Annotated in this window: 15 protein-coding genes; 10 read left to right on the forward strand and 5 right to left on the reverse strand. The window is 69.6% G+C overall.

Features of this window, described 5'->3' with window-relative positions; all coding sequences use genetic code 11:
• Positions 1-17: 17 nt before the first annotated feature.
• The gene (locus tag ACE3OG_RS01010; protein WP_374305202.1) at positions 18-2,150 is read right to left on the reverse strand and encodes a PBP1A family penicillin-binding protein; all 2,133 of its coding nucleotides are present in this window, start codon (positions 2,148-2,150) and stop codon (positions 18-20) included.
• 261 nt (positions 2,151-2,411) lie between these two features.
• Here ACE3OG_RS01010 and dnaN point away from each other — a divergent pair, with 261 nt between their 5' ends.
• Entirely contained in the window at positions 2,412-3,530 is a 1,119-nt protein-coding gene (gene dnaN, locus ACE3OG_RS01015; RefSeq protein WP_374305204.1) for a DNA polymerase III subunit beta, read from the forward strand.
• Between the two features lie 19 nt (positions 3,531-3,549).
• Here dnaN and ACE3OG_RS01020 read toward each other — a convergent pair whose 3' ends face one another.
• The 3 genes from ACE3OG_RS01020 to ACE3OG_RS01030 all read right to left on the reverse strand — a co-directional run bounded on the left by ACE3OG_RS01020 (position 3,550) and on the right by ACE3OG_RS01030 (position 4,674).
• Positions 3,550-3,756, reverse strand: a complete 207-nt coding sequence (locus ACE3OG_RS01020) for a hypothetical protein (RefSeq protein WP_374305645.1) — start codon at positions 3,754-3,756, stop codon at positions 3,550-3,552.
• A 313-nt stretch (positions 3,757-4,069) separates the two neighbouring features.
• Entirely contained in the window at positions 4,070-4,465 is a 396-nt protein-coding gene (locus tag ACE3OG_RS01025) for a PIN domain-containing protein (RefSeq protein WP_374305206.1), read from the reverse strand.
• Entirely contained in the window at positions 4,462-4,674 is a 213-nt protein-coding gene (locus tag ACE3OG_RS01030) for a type II toxin-antitoxin system VapB family antitoxin (protein ID WP_374305208.1), read from the reverse strand. The genes ACE3OG_RS01025 and ACE3OG_RS01030 overlap by 4 nt, the downstream gene beginning before the upstream one ends.
• Positions 4,675-4,820: 146 nt before the next feature.
• Between ACE3OG_RS01030 and efp the strand changes: the two genes are divergently transcribed.
• The 4 genes from efp to ACE3OG_RS01050 all read left to right on the forward strand — a co-directional run bounded on the left by efp (position 4,821) and on the right by ACE3OG_RS01050 (position 7,819).
• Complete coding sequence (efp, locus tag ACE3OG_RS01035) at positions 4,821-5,390, forward strand: elongation factor P (RefSeq protein ID WP_374305210.1); 570 nt, start codon at positions 4,821-4,823, stop codon at positions 5,388-5,390.
• Positions 5,387-6,205 (forward strand): inositol monophosphatase, encoded by an 819-nt coding sequence (locus ACE3OG_RS01040; RefSeq protein WP_374305212.1) that lies wholly within the window; start codon positions 5,387-5,389, stop codon positions 6,203-6,205. The genes efp and ACE3OG_RS01040 overlap by 4 nt, the downstream gene beginning before the upstream one ends.
• 120 nt (positions 6,206-6,325) lie before the next feature.
• Positions 6,326-6,778, forward strand: a complete 453-nt coding sequence (locus tag ACE3OG_RS01045) for a DUF2852 domain-containing protein (protein ID WP_374305214.1) — start codon at positions 6,326-6,328, stop codon at positions 6,776-6,778.
• Positions 6,779-6,928: 150 nt separating this feature from the next.
• Entirely contained in the window at positions 6,929-7,819 is an 891-nt protein-coding gene (locus tag ACE3OG_RS01050) for an alpha/beta hydrolase (protein WP_374305216.1), read from the forward strand.
• A 10-nt stretch (positions 7,820-7,829) separates the two neighbouring features.
• Here the strand turns inward: ACE3OG_RS01050 and arfB are convergent, their stop codons facing one another.
• On the reverse strand, positions 7,830-8,252 hold the full coding sequence (arfB, locus tag ACE3OG_RS01055) for an alternative ribosome rescue aminoacyl-tRNA hydrolase ArfB (protein ID WP_374305218.1): 423 nt from the start codon (positions 8,250-8,252) through the stop codon (positions 7,830-7,832).
• Positions 8,253-8,336: 84 nt separating this feature from the next.
• Between arfB and ACE3OG_RS01060 the strand changes: the two genes are divergently transcribed.
• From ACE3OG_RS01060 to ACE3OG_RS01080, 5 genes are all read left to right on the forward strand, one after another.
• Positions 8,337-9,383 (forward strand): extensin family protein, encoded by a 1,047-nt coding sequence (locus ACE3OG_RS01060; RefSeq protein ID WP_374305220.1) that lies wholly within the window; start codon positions 8,337-8,339, stop codon positions 9,381-9,383.
• Positions 9,384-9,468: 85 nt separating this feature from the next.
• A complete protein-coding gene (locus ACE3OG_RS01065) occupies positions 9,469-10,470 on the forward strand; it encodes a bile acid:sodium symporter family protein (protein WP_374305222.1) in 1,002 nt (333 codons plus the stop codon).
• Between the two features lie 69 nt (positions 10,471-10,539).
• Positions 10,540-12,630, forward strand: coding sequence for a flagellar biosynthesis protein FlhA (gene flhA / locus ACE3OG_RS01070; protein WP_374305224.1), 2,091 nt, complete (start codon positions 10,540-10,542; stop codon positions 12,628-12,630).
• Positions 12,627-13,382, forward strand: coding sequence for a flagellar biosynthetic protein FliR (locus ACE3OG_RS01075; RefSeq protein ID WP_374305226.1), 756 nt, complete (start codon positions 12,627-12,629; stop codon positions 13,380-13,382). Before flhA ends, ACE3OG_RS01075 begins: the two co-directional genes overlap by 4 nt.
• Before the next feature lie 19 nt (positions 13,383-13,401).
• Complete coding sequence (locus ACE3OG_RS01080; RefSeq protein WP_374305228.1) at positions 13,402-13,818, forward strand: hypothetical protein; 417 nt, start codon at positions 13,402-13,404, stop codon at positions 13,816-13,818.
• Positions 13,819-13,827: the final 9 nt, after the last annotated feature.

Below are 13,827 nucleotides of genomic sequence, written 5' to 3' on the forward strand. Positions count from 1 at the left end.
CGACGGCTCGGCCCGCCCTATCCGCCGCCGAACAGGCTCTCGAAGAAGTTCTTCTCGCGCGTCGGGGCGCGTCTGGCCTCGCCTCCCTGCGGGATGAGGCCCGGCGGCGTCGGGCCGCCGGACGCCTGCGCGCGTCCCGGCGCGGCGTCAGGGAAGGACGGGTAGCCCGGCGGCGGGGCGCCCGCGTCGGCGACCGGAGGCGCGCCGGACTCGCCCGGCGCCGACGGCCAGAACGGGTTCTGCTCGGGTGCGCGCCACACCCCGCCCGGCAGCGGCTGCGGCGGAACCCCCTGCAGGGCGGCGCGCATGTAGCGCGACCAGATCTCCACCGGCAGATTGCCGCCCGACGCCTTCTTCGTCGGCGAGGAATCGTCGTTGCCGAGCCACACGCCGGTGACGAGGCGGCTCGTATAGCCGACGAACCAGGCGTCGCGGAACTCCTGGCTGGTGCCGGTCTTGCCCGCCGCCTGCCAGCCCGGCAGGTCGCCCTTGCGCGCGGTGCCGGTCAGCAGCGTCTCCTGCATCATCACGTTCATCATCGGCAGATATTGCGCGTCCATCGCGCGGCCGTTGCCGACGCGCTTGCGCAGATAGAGCTGCTTGCCGGCCGCCGTCTTCACGCGCTGGATGATGAAGGGCTCGACGCCGATCCCGCCATTGGCGAAGGGGACGTAGGCGCTCGTCAGCTCGAGCGGCGTCACCTCCGACGTGCCGAGCGCGATCGAGGCGTTCGGCGCGAGGTCCGACTTGATCCCCATCCGCCGCGCGGCGTTGATGACCGCCTTCGGCCCGACCTCGAGGCCGAGCCGCACGGCGACCGTGTTGAGCGAGAGGGCGAGCGCCTGCGTCAGCGTGACGGGGCCGAAATATTTCCGCGAATAATTTTCGGGCGTCCAGCCATGCACGTTGATCGGCGCGTCCTCGCGCACGCTCGCCGGCGTCAGCCCGCGCTCCAGCGCGGCGAGATAGACGAAAGGCTTGAACGCCGAGCCCGGCTGGCGCTTGGCGGCGGTCGCCCGGTTGAACTGGCTGTCGGCGTAGTCGCGCCCGCCGACCAGCGCCTTGATCGCGCCGTCCGGGTCGAGCGAGACGAGCGCGCCCTGCTCGACGCCGAACTTCGCGCCCCTGGCGTCGAGCTCGCCGGTCAGCGCCTGCTCGGCGAGCGACTGCAGCCGCGCGCTGATCGTGGTCTGGACGACGACGTCCTCCTCGATCGCGCCGACTGCGTCGTCGAGCGCGTCCATCACATAGTCGGCGGCGTAATTGGCCGAGCCCGCGCCCTGCGGGCGCGCCGCCTTCGCCGGATTGGCGAGGGCGAACCTGGCCATGCCCTCGGTGATGAAGCCTTCCTCCGCCATCGCCGCGATCACTTGCGCGGCGCGCTCCTGCGCGCCCTTGGCGTTGCGGTTGGGCGCGAGCTTGGTCGGCGCCTTCATGAGGCCGGCGAGCATCGCCGCCTCGGGCAGGGTCAGCGCCTTCGCCGGATGGCCGAAATATTTCTGCGACGCCGCCTCGATCCCATAGGCGCCGGAGCCGAAATAGACGCGGTTCAGGTAAAGCTCGAGGATCTGGTTCTTGGAGTATTTGCGCTCCAGCCAGACGGCGAGAATGGCCTCCTGAATCTTGCGCGAAAACGTGCGCTCCTGCGTCAGGAACAGGTTCTTGGCGAGCTGCTGGGTCAGCGTCGAGCCGCCCTGCGTCGCCCCTCCCGCGACGTTGCGCGTCGCGGCGCGCAGGATTCCGAGCGGGTCGACGCCCCAGTGCGAATAGAAGCGCCGGTCCTCAATGGCGACGAAAGCCTTCGGCGCGTAGGGCGGCAGGTCGACGATGCGCACGGCCGCGCCGCCGGTGTCGCCGCGGTTGGCCAGCAGCGAGCCGTCGTCGGCGAGGATCGCGATGTTGGGCGGGCGCTTGGGGACGGCGAGCTGGTCGATCGGCGGCAACTGCGTCAGGTGGTAGCCGACGAGCAGCGCGAGCGCGGCCGCGCCCCAGACCAGCAGCGTAAGGGCGAGCGAGAGCGCGCCGACGAGCCCTGACCGACGTCGCCGCTTCGGCTTCCTGGCGCCCCGCGGCGCGTGCGGCGGCATCGTCCTCTCCCGCGCCGGTCCGAATCCGGGCTCGATCCGCTCGCCCGTTCCGCGCTTCGTCATGCTGGCCGCGCCGTCCTCGTGAAACGGCGCCGCCTGCGCGCAAGGGTGCGGGCGGACGCCTTAAAAGCCGGTAAAGAGCGTAAGATTGCGCTCATTTTGCGCTGCAGCAAGATTTTTGCGACGCGCGGCGTCGCCGGCGCGGGCGCGTGGGGAAGATTTCCTTCGGCCCGCTTGCGCAATTCGCCGCGCCGCGTCAAAGTCGCGCCCCCGCTCGCGGCGCTGCGGCCGGCCGCGCATGATTCAAGAGGACACGCACGCGCCATGAAAGTCACCCTCGAGCGAGCGGCCCTGCTCAAATCGCTCGGCCACGTGCATCGCGTGGTCGAGCGGCGCAACACCATCCCGATCCTCTCCAACGTGCTCTTGCGGGCGGGCGAGGGCGCGCTGGTGCTCAAGGCGACCGACCTCGACATCGAGGTCACCGAGCGCCAGCCGGCGGAGGTCGGCGCGCCGGGCGCGACGACGCTGCCCGCCCATACGCTCTACGACATCGTGCGCAAGCTGCCCGACGGCGCGCAGGTCTCGCTCGAGACGCTGGGCGAGGCGGGCCAGCTGCAGCTGCGCTCGGGGCGCTCGCGCTTCACGCTGCAGACCCTGCCCGACGGCGACTTTCCCGACCTCGCCGCCGGAGAGTTCACCCATTCCTTCGCGCTCGCGCCCGCCGACCTCAAGAAGCTGATCGACAAGACGCAATTCGCGATCTCCACCGAGGAGACGCGCTATTACCTCAACGGCGTCTTCCTGCATTCGATGGAGGCCGACGGCCAGCGCACGTTGCGCGCGGTGGCGACGGACGGCCACCGGCTGGCGCGCGTAGAAATCGCCTGCCCGAAGGGCGCGGAAGGGATGCCCGGCGTGATCGCGCCGCGCAAGGCGGTGGCCGAAGCGCAGAAGCTCGTCGAGGGGCTCGAGGGCGAGGTTCGGGTCGAACTCTCGACCACCAAGATCCGCCTCAGCTTCGGCGACGTGGTGCTGACCTCGAAGCTGATCGACGGCACCTTTCCCGACTACATGCGGGTCATTCCGGCGAACAACGACAAGCGGCTCGTCGTCGAGCGCATCCCCTTCGCCGCGGCCGTCGACCGCGTCTCGACCATTTCCTCCGAGCGCGGCCGCGCGGTGAAGCTCGCCATCGCCGACGGCAAGCTGACGCTGTCCGTGACGAACCCGGATTCGGGCTCGGCGCAGGAGGAGCTCGACGTCGACTATGACGCCGCCCCGCTCGACATCGGCTTCAACGCCCGCTACCTGCTCGACATTCTTGAGCAGCTCGACAGCGACACGGCGCTGTTCAAGCTCGCCGACCCCGGCTCGCCGACGCTGGCCCAGGACCGCGACGGCGCGAGCGCGCTTTATGTGCTGATGCCGATGCGGGTTTAGGAGCGGGCGCGAGGGCGCGCTATCGCCCGCCACGCAGAATTTCCGGCAGAAGCTCAGCGCCGCCTTCGACCGATTCATCGCCGCGAAAGCGCGAGATTTCGAGGTGGTCGTCCTCGAAAATGTCGATCTCGACCCTCTCTCCGACGAACGTCACCGACAAAGTGAGCGAGTCCGGCCGGTTGCGCATGATGAAATAATGCAAGCGAGCGGCGTCCAAGGCTTTCATCGTGTCGAATATGGCTGACGACATGCGCGGTCCTCCAAAAAGGCGTGGTTATTTGCGGAATCTGTTGTCGAATAATAGTTTCTTGGCTTTCCTCGCCGCTGGAATTCCGCTGTTTGCGTCCTGTAAAACCTTATCGACGCTTACGTCGAGATATTCACTTGGAAATTCGCGTAAGATGGCCGCTCTAAATCGAGAGGGGCATCTGTAAGAAGGGCGCGTTTGTCATCATTCCGCTGCGGAGCCTTCGATCGTGTCGCGCCGATGCGCGGCGTCAGTCGCCGGGCCATGCGCCGACGCCCGTAAAGCGCATGGGTCAGGCGCCTAGCGTCCGCCGCCCGAGATGCTTCGCCATCAACGCGAAGTCGCGGTCGTCGTGGAGCAGCGCATGGCCGCGGGCGACGCAAAATGACCCGATGATCAGATTGATCGTCTTGCCGAGGGTCATGCCTTCGGCGCGCAACAGCCGGTCATCACGCGCGGCTTGCGCGGCGAGCGCGTCGTCGAGCATCGGTTCGACGTGAAACTGGCGCAGGGCGGCTTCGATCCGCGCGGCGTGGGCCTCGCTGCGCGCGCCTTGCAGCACTTCGAGCAGGATCAGGTCGCCAACCAATATATCGTCGGGATCGGCGATCGATCGCAGCAGGCGCACAGCGCCGGTATCGAGATCGCGCAGATTGGCGATCCACACCGAGCTGTCGACGACGATCAAGAACCCTGATCGCCCGACCGGCCCCGTCGCGACGCGTCGAGATCGCCCTCCCAGCCAAGCCCGATCATGTCAGCGATGGCGCGGCGCTGACGCTTTTGCCGAACGAGCGTCCGTAAGGCTTCCTCGACCGTGGCCTTTTTGGTCGAAAGCCCGGTCGCGCTCATCGCTTCGGCGAGCAGCTCTTCGTCGATGTCGATATTCGTGCGCATGTCGCAGCCAATGTGTATCTTGCGCCGAATATATGCACATCGCTGACGGCGCGCCGGCGCTTCCAGGTTGACCTTCGAGCCGCGACAGGGCACACCGCCCGAAATTCGCGCCGCATCCAATCTCGTCGGCCGCCCGGACCCCACAAATGCCAAAGCTCAACGGAAACCAGATCGCGCCCGGCGCCGTCATCAGCCATGACGGCGGCCTGTGGGTCGCGGTCAAGACCAACAGCGTCAAGCCGGGCAAGGGCGGCGCGTTCAATCAGGTCGAGCTGAAGAACCTCGTAGACGGCCGCAAGCTCAACGAGCGCTTCCGCGCCGACGAGACGGTCGACGCCGTCGAGCTCGAGTTCAAGGACTTCTCCTTCCTCTACGCCGAGGGCGGGAACCTCGTGTTCATGGACCTCGACACCTACGACCAGATCGAGCTGCCCAGGGATTTCGTCGGCGAGCGCGCGGCGTTCCTGCAGGACGGCATGAAGGTCACGCTGCAGATGCACGAGGCGCGGCCGATCTCGATCCGCCTGCCGCAGCAGGTGACGCTCGAGATCGTCGAGGCCGATCCGGTGGTGAAGGGCCAGACGGCCGCCTCCTCCTACAAGCCCGCCGTGCTCGAGAACGGGCTGCGCGTGCTGGTGCCCCCGTTCATCGGCGCGGGCGAAAAGATCGTCGTCGACACCAACGAGGTCTCCTACCTGCGCAGGGCCGAAGCGTGATCCGCTCCGCCCTTATGACCGTCATGACCGCCGCCGCCATCAAGGCCGGGCGCGGCCTCAAGCGCGACTTCGGCGAGGTCGAGAACCTGCAGGTCTCGGTCAAGGGGCCGGGCGATTTCGTCTCGGCCGCCGACAAGAAGGCCGAAAAGGTCATCTTCGAGGAGCTGTCGCGGGCGCGGCCCGGCTACGGCTTCCTGATGGAGGAGAGCGGCGAGGTCGAGGGCTCGGACAAGAGCCACACCTGGATCATCGATCCGCTCGACGGCACCACCAATTTCCTGCACGGCCTGCCGCTGTTCTCGATCTCGATCGGCCTCGTGCGCGAGGGGCAGATCGTCGCCGGGCTCGTCTACAATCCGGCGACGGAGGACATGTACGTCGCCGAAAAGGGGCAGGGGGCCTATCACAACAACCGCCGTCTGCGCGTCGCCGCGCGCCGCGACGTCTCCGAGGCGCTGATCGGCTGCGGCGTGCCGCACATCGGCAAGAGCGCCGAGCACGCGCGCTTCATCGAGGAGTTCTCGACGGTCATGCGGGCGGCCGGCGCCATCCGCCGCCTCGGCTCCGCCGCGCTCGACCTCTGCCACGTCGCCGAGGGCAGCTACGACGGCTTCTGGGAGCGCGGCCTCAAGGCGTGGGACGTCGCCGCCGGGATCGTCATGATCCGCGAGGCGGGCGGCTTCGTCACCGACGCCGACGGCGCGGCCGATCCGCTCTCGACCTGCTCGGTCTGCGCCGGCAACGACTCCATCCACCGCGCGCTGCTCGCGCTTCTGAAAAAGAGCCGGCCGGCGGCCCCGGCGCGGCAAGATTAAACTTTGGTAACCTCGCCTCGACGCAGGCGCTCGCTTCATTACATATTCGCCAAGTCCCGGTCATTGAGCGCGCAGCTTTCCTCGCGCCCGGCGACGAGGAGCCTTGTGATGAACCCTGACATGGGCAGACCCTACGATCCGGGATTTTCCCGCCCCGGCGCGCGGGCCGCGACGCAAAGCTGCAGCTGGGGCTGGAAGCCGCTGGAGATCGCCGCCGCCGTCTTCGGCTTCATGCTGTACTGGCCACTCGGCCTCGCCGTGATCGGCTTCAAGTTCTGGCAGCGCCGCAGCGGCTATCAGGGCGACCTGTTCTCCTTCGGCCGCGAGAAATGGGAGACCGCCGCGAACTTCCGCTGGTCCTCGTTCGGGAGCGGCTGGGGCGCGATGAGCTCGAGCGGCAACCGCGCCTTCGACGACTGGCGCGACGGCGAGCTCGCAAGGCTCGAGGAGGAGCGCCGCAAGCTCGTCGCCGCCGAGCGCGAGTTCGTGGACTATATGGAGAACCTGCGCCGCGCCCGCGACCGCGAGGAGTTCGAGCGCTTCATGCAGGAGCGCCGCAACAGGGCGGCGTGAGGCTGGCTGGGCGACGCAGCTCGAATTGAGCCGCGAGGCTTGTGACAGACAAATCAAGGGCGCTCGCAAGGCGCCCTTTTTTGCGTCCCGCGGACGGCATAGACTGGCGGCCGGCGAACGTTTGGCGACGCCGCCGAGATGGAGCGGGCCATGGCGGATCCAGACATTGAGGCGGTTCGCGCGCAACTCGCCGCAAAGCCGCGGCCCAAAGGCCCGGCCGAGCGTCGCGCCCGGCTCGACGCCATCGGCGGTCAGTATGAGCTCGCCCCCGATATAAGGGTCGAGCCCGTCAGCGCCGATGGCGTTCGCGCGGAGTGGACGCTCGCGCCAAGCTCGGACCCCGCCCGCGTGCTGATGTTCCTGCATGGCGGCGGCTATATGGCCGGCTCGCTCGCAAGCCATCGCCATCTCGTCGCCGAAGCCGGGCGTCTCTCCGGCGCGCGCACGCTCGCCGTCGATTATCGGCTCGCCCCCGAACATCCCTTTCCGGCCGCGCTCGAAGACGCGCTCACGGCCTATCGGTTCCTCCTGAAACAGGGCGTCGACCCACGCCGCGTCGCGCTTTGCGGCGAAAGCGCCGGCGGGGGCCTTGCGGTCGCCGCGCTCTGCGCGCTGCGCGACGCGGGCGATCCCTCGCCCGCCTGCGCATGGCTGAGCTCGCCGTGGACGGACCTCGCCCAGAGCGGCGCGACGATGGCGAGCAAAGCGGCCGTCGATCCGCTGATCTCGAAACGCTATCTCGACGAGCTTGCGGCGGCCTATCTCCAGGGCGCCGATCCGGACAATCCGCTGGCCTCGCCTGTGCGCGCGAAGCTCGCCGGCCTGCCGCCGCTGCTGATCTTCGTCGGAACGGCCGAAACCATGCTCGACGATTCCATGAGCTTCGCGGCGGCGGCCGGCGCGGCGGACGTGCGCGTGACGCTCGAGATCTGGCCGGACATGATCCACGCCTTCACGCTATTCTATCCGCAGGTCGCCGTCGCGCGGCGTGCGCTCGCGGAGGTCGGAGACTTCGTGCGGAAGTGGACAGGATGCGCCTGACGGCGCGCTCTCAGTCCTGCGGCGCGCGGCGCAGCTTCTTGACGGCGCCGCGCGCCGTCTTCTCGTCGGCGCGACGCTTCTTCGCGGCGAGCGAGGGCCGCGTCTTGACGCGGAACTTCGGCCGATGCGCCGCCGCCTCGATCAGCGCCAGAAGCCGCGCCAGCGCGTCCTTGCGGTTCATCTCCTGCGTGCGAAAATTCTGCGCGAAGATGACGATCTCGCCCTCCTTGGTCGCCCGCGTCCCGGCGAGGGCGAGAAGACGGCGCTTCACGCGCTCGTCGAGCGAGGTCGAATTCGCAGCGTCGAAGCGCAGCCATGCCGCCGTCTCGACCTTGTTGACGTTCTGGCCGCCCGGCCCCGAGGCTCGCGCGTAGGAGAAGCGCGCCTCCTCCTCCTCGATGAAGACGCCGGGCGCCGCCTCGATCCGCGCCATAGCGAAGCCCTTTCTCCGCCGCGGGCGGTTTCGTTAACCCTGCTCCTTTAGCGCAAATTAAGCCGGCGCGCCCAACCTGCCGCGATGGCGCGTCGCCTCCTGCCCTTCGCCGCGCTGGCGGCGCTGCTTGGCCTGCTCGCCGGCTGCTCGAACTACGAGCGTCCGCGCCGTCCGCCGTGGCGCGCGCAGGCGGAGGCCGCCTGCTTCGCGCAACGCCCCTTCGCGCTCTCCGCCTATATCCAGCCGACGCGCGAGATCGACGGGCCGGGAATCTGCGGGTTGACGCGGCCGCTCAAGGTCTACGCCCTCAGCGACGGGCAGGTGGCTTTCAGCGCTCCCTATACGCTCGACTGCCCGATGGTCGCGACGCTCAACCGCTGGGTCGCCGAGGTCGTGCAGCCGACGGCCTCGGCGCGCTTTGGCGCGCGGGTCGTCGAGATCATCGGCATGGGCGCCTATTCGTGCCGGGCGATGAACGGCGCGGCCTATGGTTCGGGCCACACATCGGAGCACGCCTTCGGCAACGCGCTCGACGTCGCCGGCTTCCGGCTGTCGGACGGGCGCGAGGTCAGGATCGTGCGCGACTGGACCCGCGGCGACGAGCAGACCCGCGCCTTCCTGCAGGAAGTGCATATGGGCGCCTGCTCCTATTTCACGACGGTGCTCGGGCCGGGCGCCAACGTCTTCCACTACAACCATATTCACGTCGACCTCGCCATGCATGGCGGGACGTCGACCGGGCCGCGGCGCATCTGCAAGCCTTTCCTGACGCCGAGCGCTCCGGCCGCGCCGAATTTCTCCCCCGTTCCGCGCGCCGCCCCGCCGCCCGCGCCCGACGGGTTGCCCGAGCCGCCGGAGATCGACGAGGAGGTCGACGTCGCCAAAGAGGCGACCGACCCGGCGACAAGGAACGACGTCGTCCAGGCGGGGCCGGGTCCCGCGCCGCTCGCGCGCATCCCGGACGAATATTTCCGGTCGGCGATGCGCCCGCCGGCGGCGATCCCGAGCGTCGCGGCGCGGGCGCAGAAGCCGGCGGCCACGGTCTCGACGCCGGCCCCCGCCGCGCGCCGCGCGCCGGAAGGCTCGCCTGCCGACTGGGACCTCACCTCGAGCATCGCGGCGCGCCGCTGAGCCGACGCGCCCTTTCGAGCGCGCGCGGGCTGCGCTAGAACCCGCCGGCCGGCGCGCAGGCGCGCCGATTGCGTCAAGGCCCGCGATGACAGTTCTGCGCCGTCTCCGCCAATTCGGGATCGACCCCTTTCTCCTCGGCCTCCTCGCGAGCGTCGCGCTCGGCCTCTTCCTGCCGGCGCAAGGCGCCTTCGCCTCGCTCATGAGCCACGCCACCTTCTTCGCCGTCTCGCTGCTGTTCTTCCTCTATGGCGCGCGGCTCGCGCCGAAGACGCTGCTCGAGGGCCTGACGCACTGGCGGCTGCAGGCGCTGGTGTTCGCCCTCACCTTCGCCATTCTCCCGATCCTCGGCCTGCTCGCGAGCCGGGCCGGCGCCGGGCCGCTGCCGCCGGACCTCGCGCAGGGCCTTCTCTACATGACGCTGATGCCCTCGACGGTGCAGTCGTCGATCGCCTTCACCTCGATCGCGCGCGGCAACGTGCCGGCCGCGCTGTGCTCGGCCTCGGCCTCCAACATCCTCGGCGTGGTGTTGAGCCCGGCGCTGGTCGCGCTGCTGATGGCGACGCGGGGCGGCGGCATGAGCCTTGCGGCGATCGAGGACGTCGCGCTGCAGCTTGTGCTGCCTTTCGCGCTCGGGCAATGTGTCCGTCCGCTGATCGGCGCGGCGCTGCATCGCCGCAAGACGCTCGTCTCCTTCGTCGACCGCGGCTCGATCCTGCTCATCGTCTACGTCGCCTTTTCGGAGGGGACGGCGGCCGGGGCGTGGACGCATCTGACCTGGAGCGCGCTCGCCCTCGTCGCCGGCCTCGACTTCGCCGTCCTCGCGGCCGCGCTCCTCGTCTCGACCTTTCTCGCGCGCCGGCTCGGCTTCCCGAAGAAGGACGAGATCGCCATCGTCTTCTGCGGCTCCAAGAAGAGCATGGCGAACGGCGTGCCGATGGCCAGCATCCTGTTTCCGGGCCGCGCGCTCGGCCTGTTCGTGCTGCCCCTGATGCTGTTCCACCAGATCCAGTTGTTCGCCTGCGCGCTGCTGGCGCGGCGCTACGCCGCGCGCGGGCCCGACCCCGCGGCGAAAGACGCGGAGCGCTGATCGCCCGGGCGCCGCCCGCGCAAGGCTCGTCGGCGAGCCTGCCGGCGCAGTTCAGGGAGGGCGCCCGGAATGTCGGACATCGCTTTGGCCGCGTCGGGCGGGGCCGAACGCAAGAGCGTGCGCGACGTCGCCTTCGCGGTCGGCGTCGTCGCCATCCTGTCGATCTTCTTCCTGCCGGTTCCGGCGATCCTGATCGATCTCGGCCTCGCCTTCTCGATCGCGCTCTCGGTGCTGATCCTGATGGTCGCGCTGTGGATCGAGCGTCCGCTCGACTTCTCGGCCTTTCCCACCGTGCTGCTGGTCGCGACGCTTCTGCGCCTCGCGCTCAACATCGCGACGACGCGGCTCATCCTCTCGCACGGGAGCGACGGGTTGACGGCGGCCGGCTACATCATCGGCGGCTTCTCGCGCCTCGTGATGAGCGGCGACTTCGTCATCGGGCTCATCGTCTTCGCCATCCTCGTCACGGTCAATTTCGTCGTCATCACCAAGGGCGCGACGCGCATCGCCGAGGTCGGCGCGCGCTTCACGCTCGACGCCATTCCCGGCAAGCAGATGGCGATCGACGCCGACCTGTCGGCGGGCCTCATCGACGACAAGGAGGCGCAGCGCCGCCGGCGCGAGCTCGAGGAGGAGAGCTCCTTCTTCGGCTCGATGGACGGCGCCTCGAAATTCGTGCGCGGCGACGCCGTGGCCGGCCTCGTGATCCTCGCCGTGAACATCTTCGGCGGGATCGTCATCGGCGCGACGCGCCACGGCATGCCGCTCGGCCAGGCGGCCGACGTCTTCGCCAAGCTCTCCGTCGGCGACGGCCTCGTGTCGCAGATTCCGGCGCTCATCATCTCGCTGTCGGCGGCGCTGCTCGTCTCCAAGGGCGGCGTGCGCGGCGCGGCCGAGGCGGCGGTGCTGAGCCAGCTCGTCAAATATCCGCGCGCGCTGATCGTCGCCTCCGCGCTGATGTTCGGCATGGCGCTCGCGCCGGGGCTGCCGTTCTTTCCCTTCGCCGTCCTTGGCGGCGTCCTCGCCTTCGTCGCCGTCGAGGCGCCGAAGCGCGTCGCGCGCGGCCGCGAGGCGGAGGAGGCCAGGAAGGCCGAGGAGGAGCGTCAGGCCGCGCTCGAGGCGAAGGATTCGCTGAAGGAGTCGATGCGCTCGCCCGAGGTCGAGCTGTGCCTTGGCAAGCAGCTCTCGGCGCGCCTCGTCGCCTCGCACAACGAGCTCGCCGCGCGCGTCGCCAAGATGCGCCGCAAGTTCGCGCGCCAGTACGGCTTCGTGATCCCCGAGATCAAGCTCTCGGACAGCCTGTCGATCCCGACCAAGGGCTATGAGATCCGCATCCACGGGGCTGTCGTCGCCGCCCATGAGCTGCGCGTCGGCGACTTCCTCGTGCTGACCGCCGAGGGCCGTCGGCCCAACGTTCCGGGCGAGGACTGCCGCGAGCCCGCCTTCGGCATGCCGGCGCTGTGGATCTCGCAGGCCTTCGCCAGCGAGTTGAAGCGCGACGGCTTCAACCCGATCGACAACGCCTCGGCGCTGCTCACCCATCTCAGCGAGACGATCCGCAACAATCTCCCGCAGCTTCTGTCCTACAAGGACATGCGCGCGCTCATCGACCGGCTGGGGCCTGACTACAAGCGCCTGATCGACGACATCTGCCCTTCGCAGATTTCCTATTCCGGCCTGCAGGCGGTGCTGAAGCTGCTGCTCGCCGAGCGCGTCTCGATCCGCAACCTGCACCTCATCCTCGAGGCGGTGGCGGAGATTGCGCCGCACGCGAGGCGCGCCGAGCAGGTCGCCGAGCATGTGCGCATGCGGATGGCCCCGCAGATCTGCGGCGACCTCGCCGAGGGCGGCGCGCTGAAGGTGCTGCGGCTCGGCGCGCGCTGGGATCTCGCCTTTCACCAGAGCCTCAAGCGCGACGCCAAGGGCGAGGTGGTCGAGTTCGATCTCGACCCTGCGATGGTCGAGGAGTTCGGCAGGCAGGCGAGCGCGGCGATCCGCGAGCGCATGGACGCGGGCGACCATTTCGTCCTCGTCGCCGCGCCCGAGGCGCGCCCCTACGTGCGCATGGTGGTCGAGCGCCTGTTCGCCACTTTGCCGGTGCTCTCGCATCTCGAGATCGCCCGCGGCGTCAGCGTCAAGTCTCTCGGCGCGATTTCTTGAGCGCGGCGCTGAACGACGCCGCGCTCGCGGCCTTCGTCGTGTTCTGCCGCGTCGGCGCCTGCCTGATGATCATGCCCGGCGTCTCGAGCGCGCGGATCGCGGCGCGGGTGCGCCTGTTCGTCGCCTTCGCCGTCTCGCTCGGGCTGACGCCGCTGCTCCTGCCGAAGATCGCGCCGACGCTCAACGCGGCGCCGGGGGCGGCGATGGCCGCGATCATCGTCGCCGAGACCATGACCGGCGCGCTGATCGGCTTCCTCGGCCGCATCTTCTTCGCCGCGCTCGACCTCGCCGGCGAGGTCGTCGCCATGGCGATCGGCCTGACGAGCCCGCTGACGCCGGTCGCCGACGCGCATGAGCAGGCGCCGGCCGTCGCCTCGCTGATCTCGGCGGCGGCGCTGGCGCTGTTCTTCGTCGCCGACCTGCACTGGGAGGTGCTGCGCGGCCTCGTCGACTCCTACGCCGCCTGGCCGGTCACGGGGCGCTTCGACCCGCGCGTCGGCCTCGTCGAGGTCGGGACGGCCTTCGCGCAGGCGTTCATGCTGGGCCTTCGCGTCGCCAGCCCCTTCATCGTCTATACGCTGGTGGTCAACCTCGCCGTCGGCCTCGCCGCCCGCTTCGCGCCGCAGATCCCGATCTATTTCGTCACCGCGCCGATGGTCGCCGGAGGCGGCCTGTTCCTGCTCTATCTCGCCGGCGCGCGGATGGTCGAAGCGTTCATCGCCGGCTTCTCCGGCTGGCTCGTCGCCGGATGAACGGGGCGGGGACGCGCCCATGAAGGAGAGGCTGCGCAAGGCGCGGCGCATCTGCGCCGTCGCGGGCGACCTCGAGCGCCTTGCGGCGTGGCGTCTCGCGCAGGCGCGCGAAAGGCTCGCCGCGCTCGAGGAGCGCCGGGCGGCGCTCCTCGCCTTTCTCGCGGCGCCCGACGGCTACGCCGATTTCTTCGCTTCGGCGACGATGCGCCGGCTCGAAGGGCTTGAACGCGAGCTCGCCGAGGCGAGGGCGCGCCTCGTCCAGTCGCAAGAGCGGCGCGACGCGGAGAAGGGCCGGCTGCGCCAGGCCGAGCGTCGTGTCGGCGCCGCCGCCAGCGCCGCGGCGCGGGGCGAGGAGGCGGCCCTGCTTATGGAGGCTATCGAGGCGGCGCTCCAGCCGAGGGAACAAGGCCCCGGCAAGGCTGGCGGGTCAGTGTGAGCGCAGAGC

Origin of the sequence: Methylocella sp. (genome assembly GCF_041905455.1) — a bacterium.
Classification (GTDB): domain Bacteria; phylum Pseudomonadota; class Alphaproteobacteria; order Rhizobiales; family Beijerinckiaceae; genus Methylocapsa.

Bases quoted from the DNA above. Each gene is read 5' to 3' on its own strand.
- ACE3OG_RS01010 (WP_374305202.1), bottom strand. From the start codon at position 2,150: ATGACGAAGCGCGGAACGGGCGAGCGGATCGAGCCCGGATTCGGACCG.
- dnaN (WP_374305204.1), top strand. From the start codon at position 2,412: ATGAAAGTCACCCTCGAGCGAGCGGCCCTGCTCAAATCGCTCGGCCAC.
- ACE3OG_RS01020 (WP_374305645.1), bottom strand. From the start codon at position 3,756: ATGAAAGCCTTGGACGCCGCTCGCTTGCATTATTTCATCATGCGCAAC.
- ACE3OG_RS01030 (WP_374305208.1), bottom strand. From the start codon at position 4,674: ATGCGCACGAATATCGACATCGACGAAGAGCTGCTCGCCGAAGCGATG.
- efp (WP_374305210.1), top strand. From the start codon at position 4,821: ATGCCAAAGCTCAACGGAAACCAGATCGCGCCCGGCGCCGTCATCAGC.
- ACE3OG_RS01045 (WP_374305214.1), top strand. From the start codon at position 6,326: ATGGGCAGACCCTACGATCCGGGATTTTCCCGCCCCGGCGCGCGGGCC.
- ACE3OG_RS01050 (WP_374305216.1), top strand. From the start codon at position 6,929: ATGGCGGATCCAGACATTGAGGCGGTTCGCGCGCAACTCGCCGCAAAG.
- arfB (WP_374305218.1), bottom strand. From the start codon at position 8,252: ATGGCGCGGATCGAGGCGGCGCCCGGCGTCTTCATCGAGGAGGAGGAG.
- ACE3OG_RS01060 (WP_374305220.1), top strand. From the start codon at position 8,337: ATGGCGCGTCGCCTCCTGCCCTTCGCCGCGCTGGCGGCGCTGCTTGGC.
- ACE3OG_RS01065 (WP_374305222.1), top strand. From the start codon at position 9,469: ATGACAGTTCTGCGCCGTCTCCGCCAATTCGGGATCGACCCCTTTCTC.
- flhA (WP_374305224.1), top strand. From the start codon at position 10,540: ATGTCGGACATCGCTTTGGCCGCGTCGGGCGGGGCCGAACGCAAGAGC.
- ACE3OG_RS01080 (WP_374305228.1), top strand. From the start codon at position 13,402: ATGAAGGAGAGGCTGCGCAAGGCGCGGCGCATCTGCGCCGTCGCGGGC.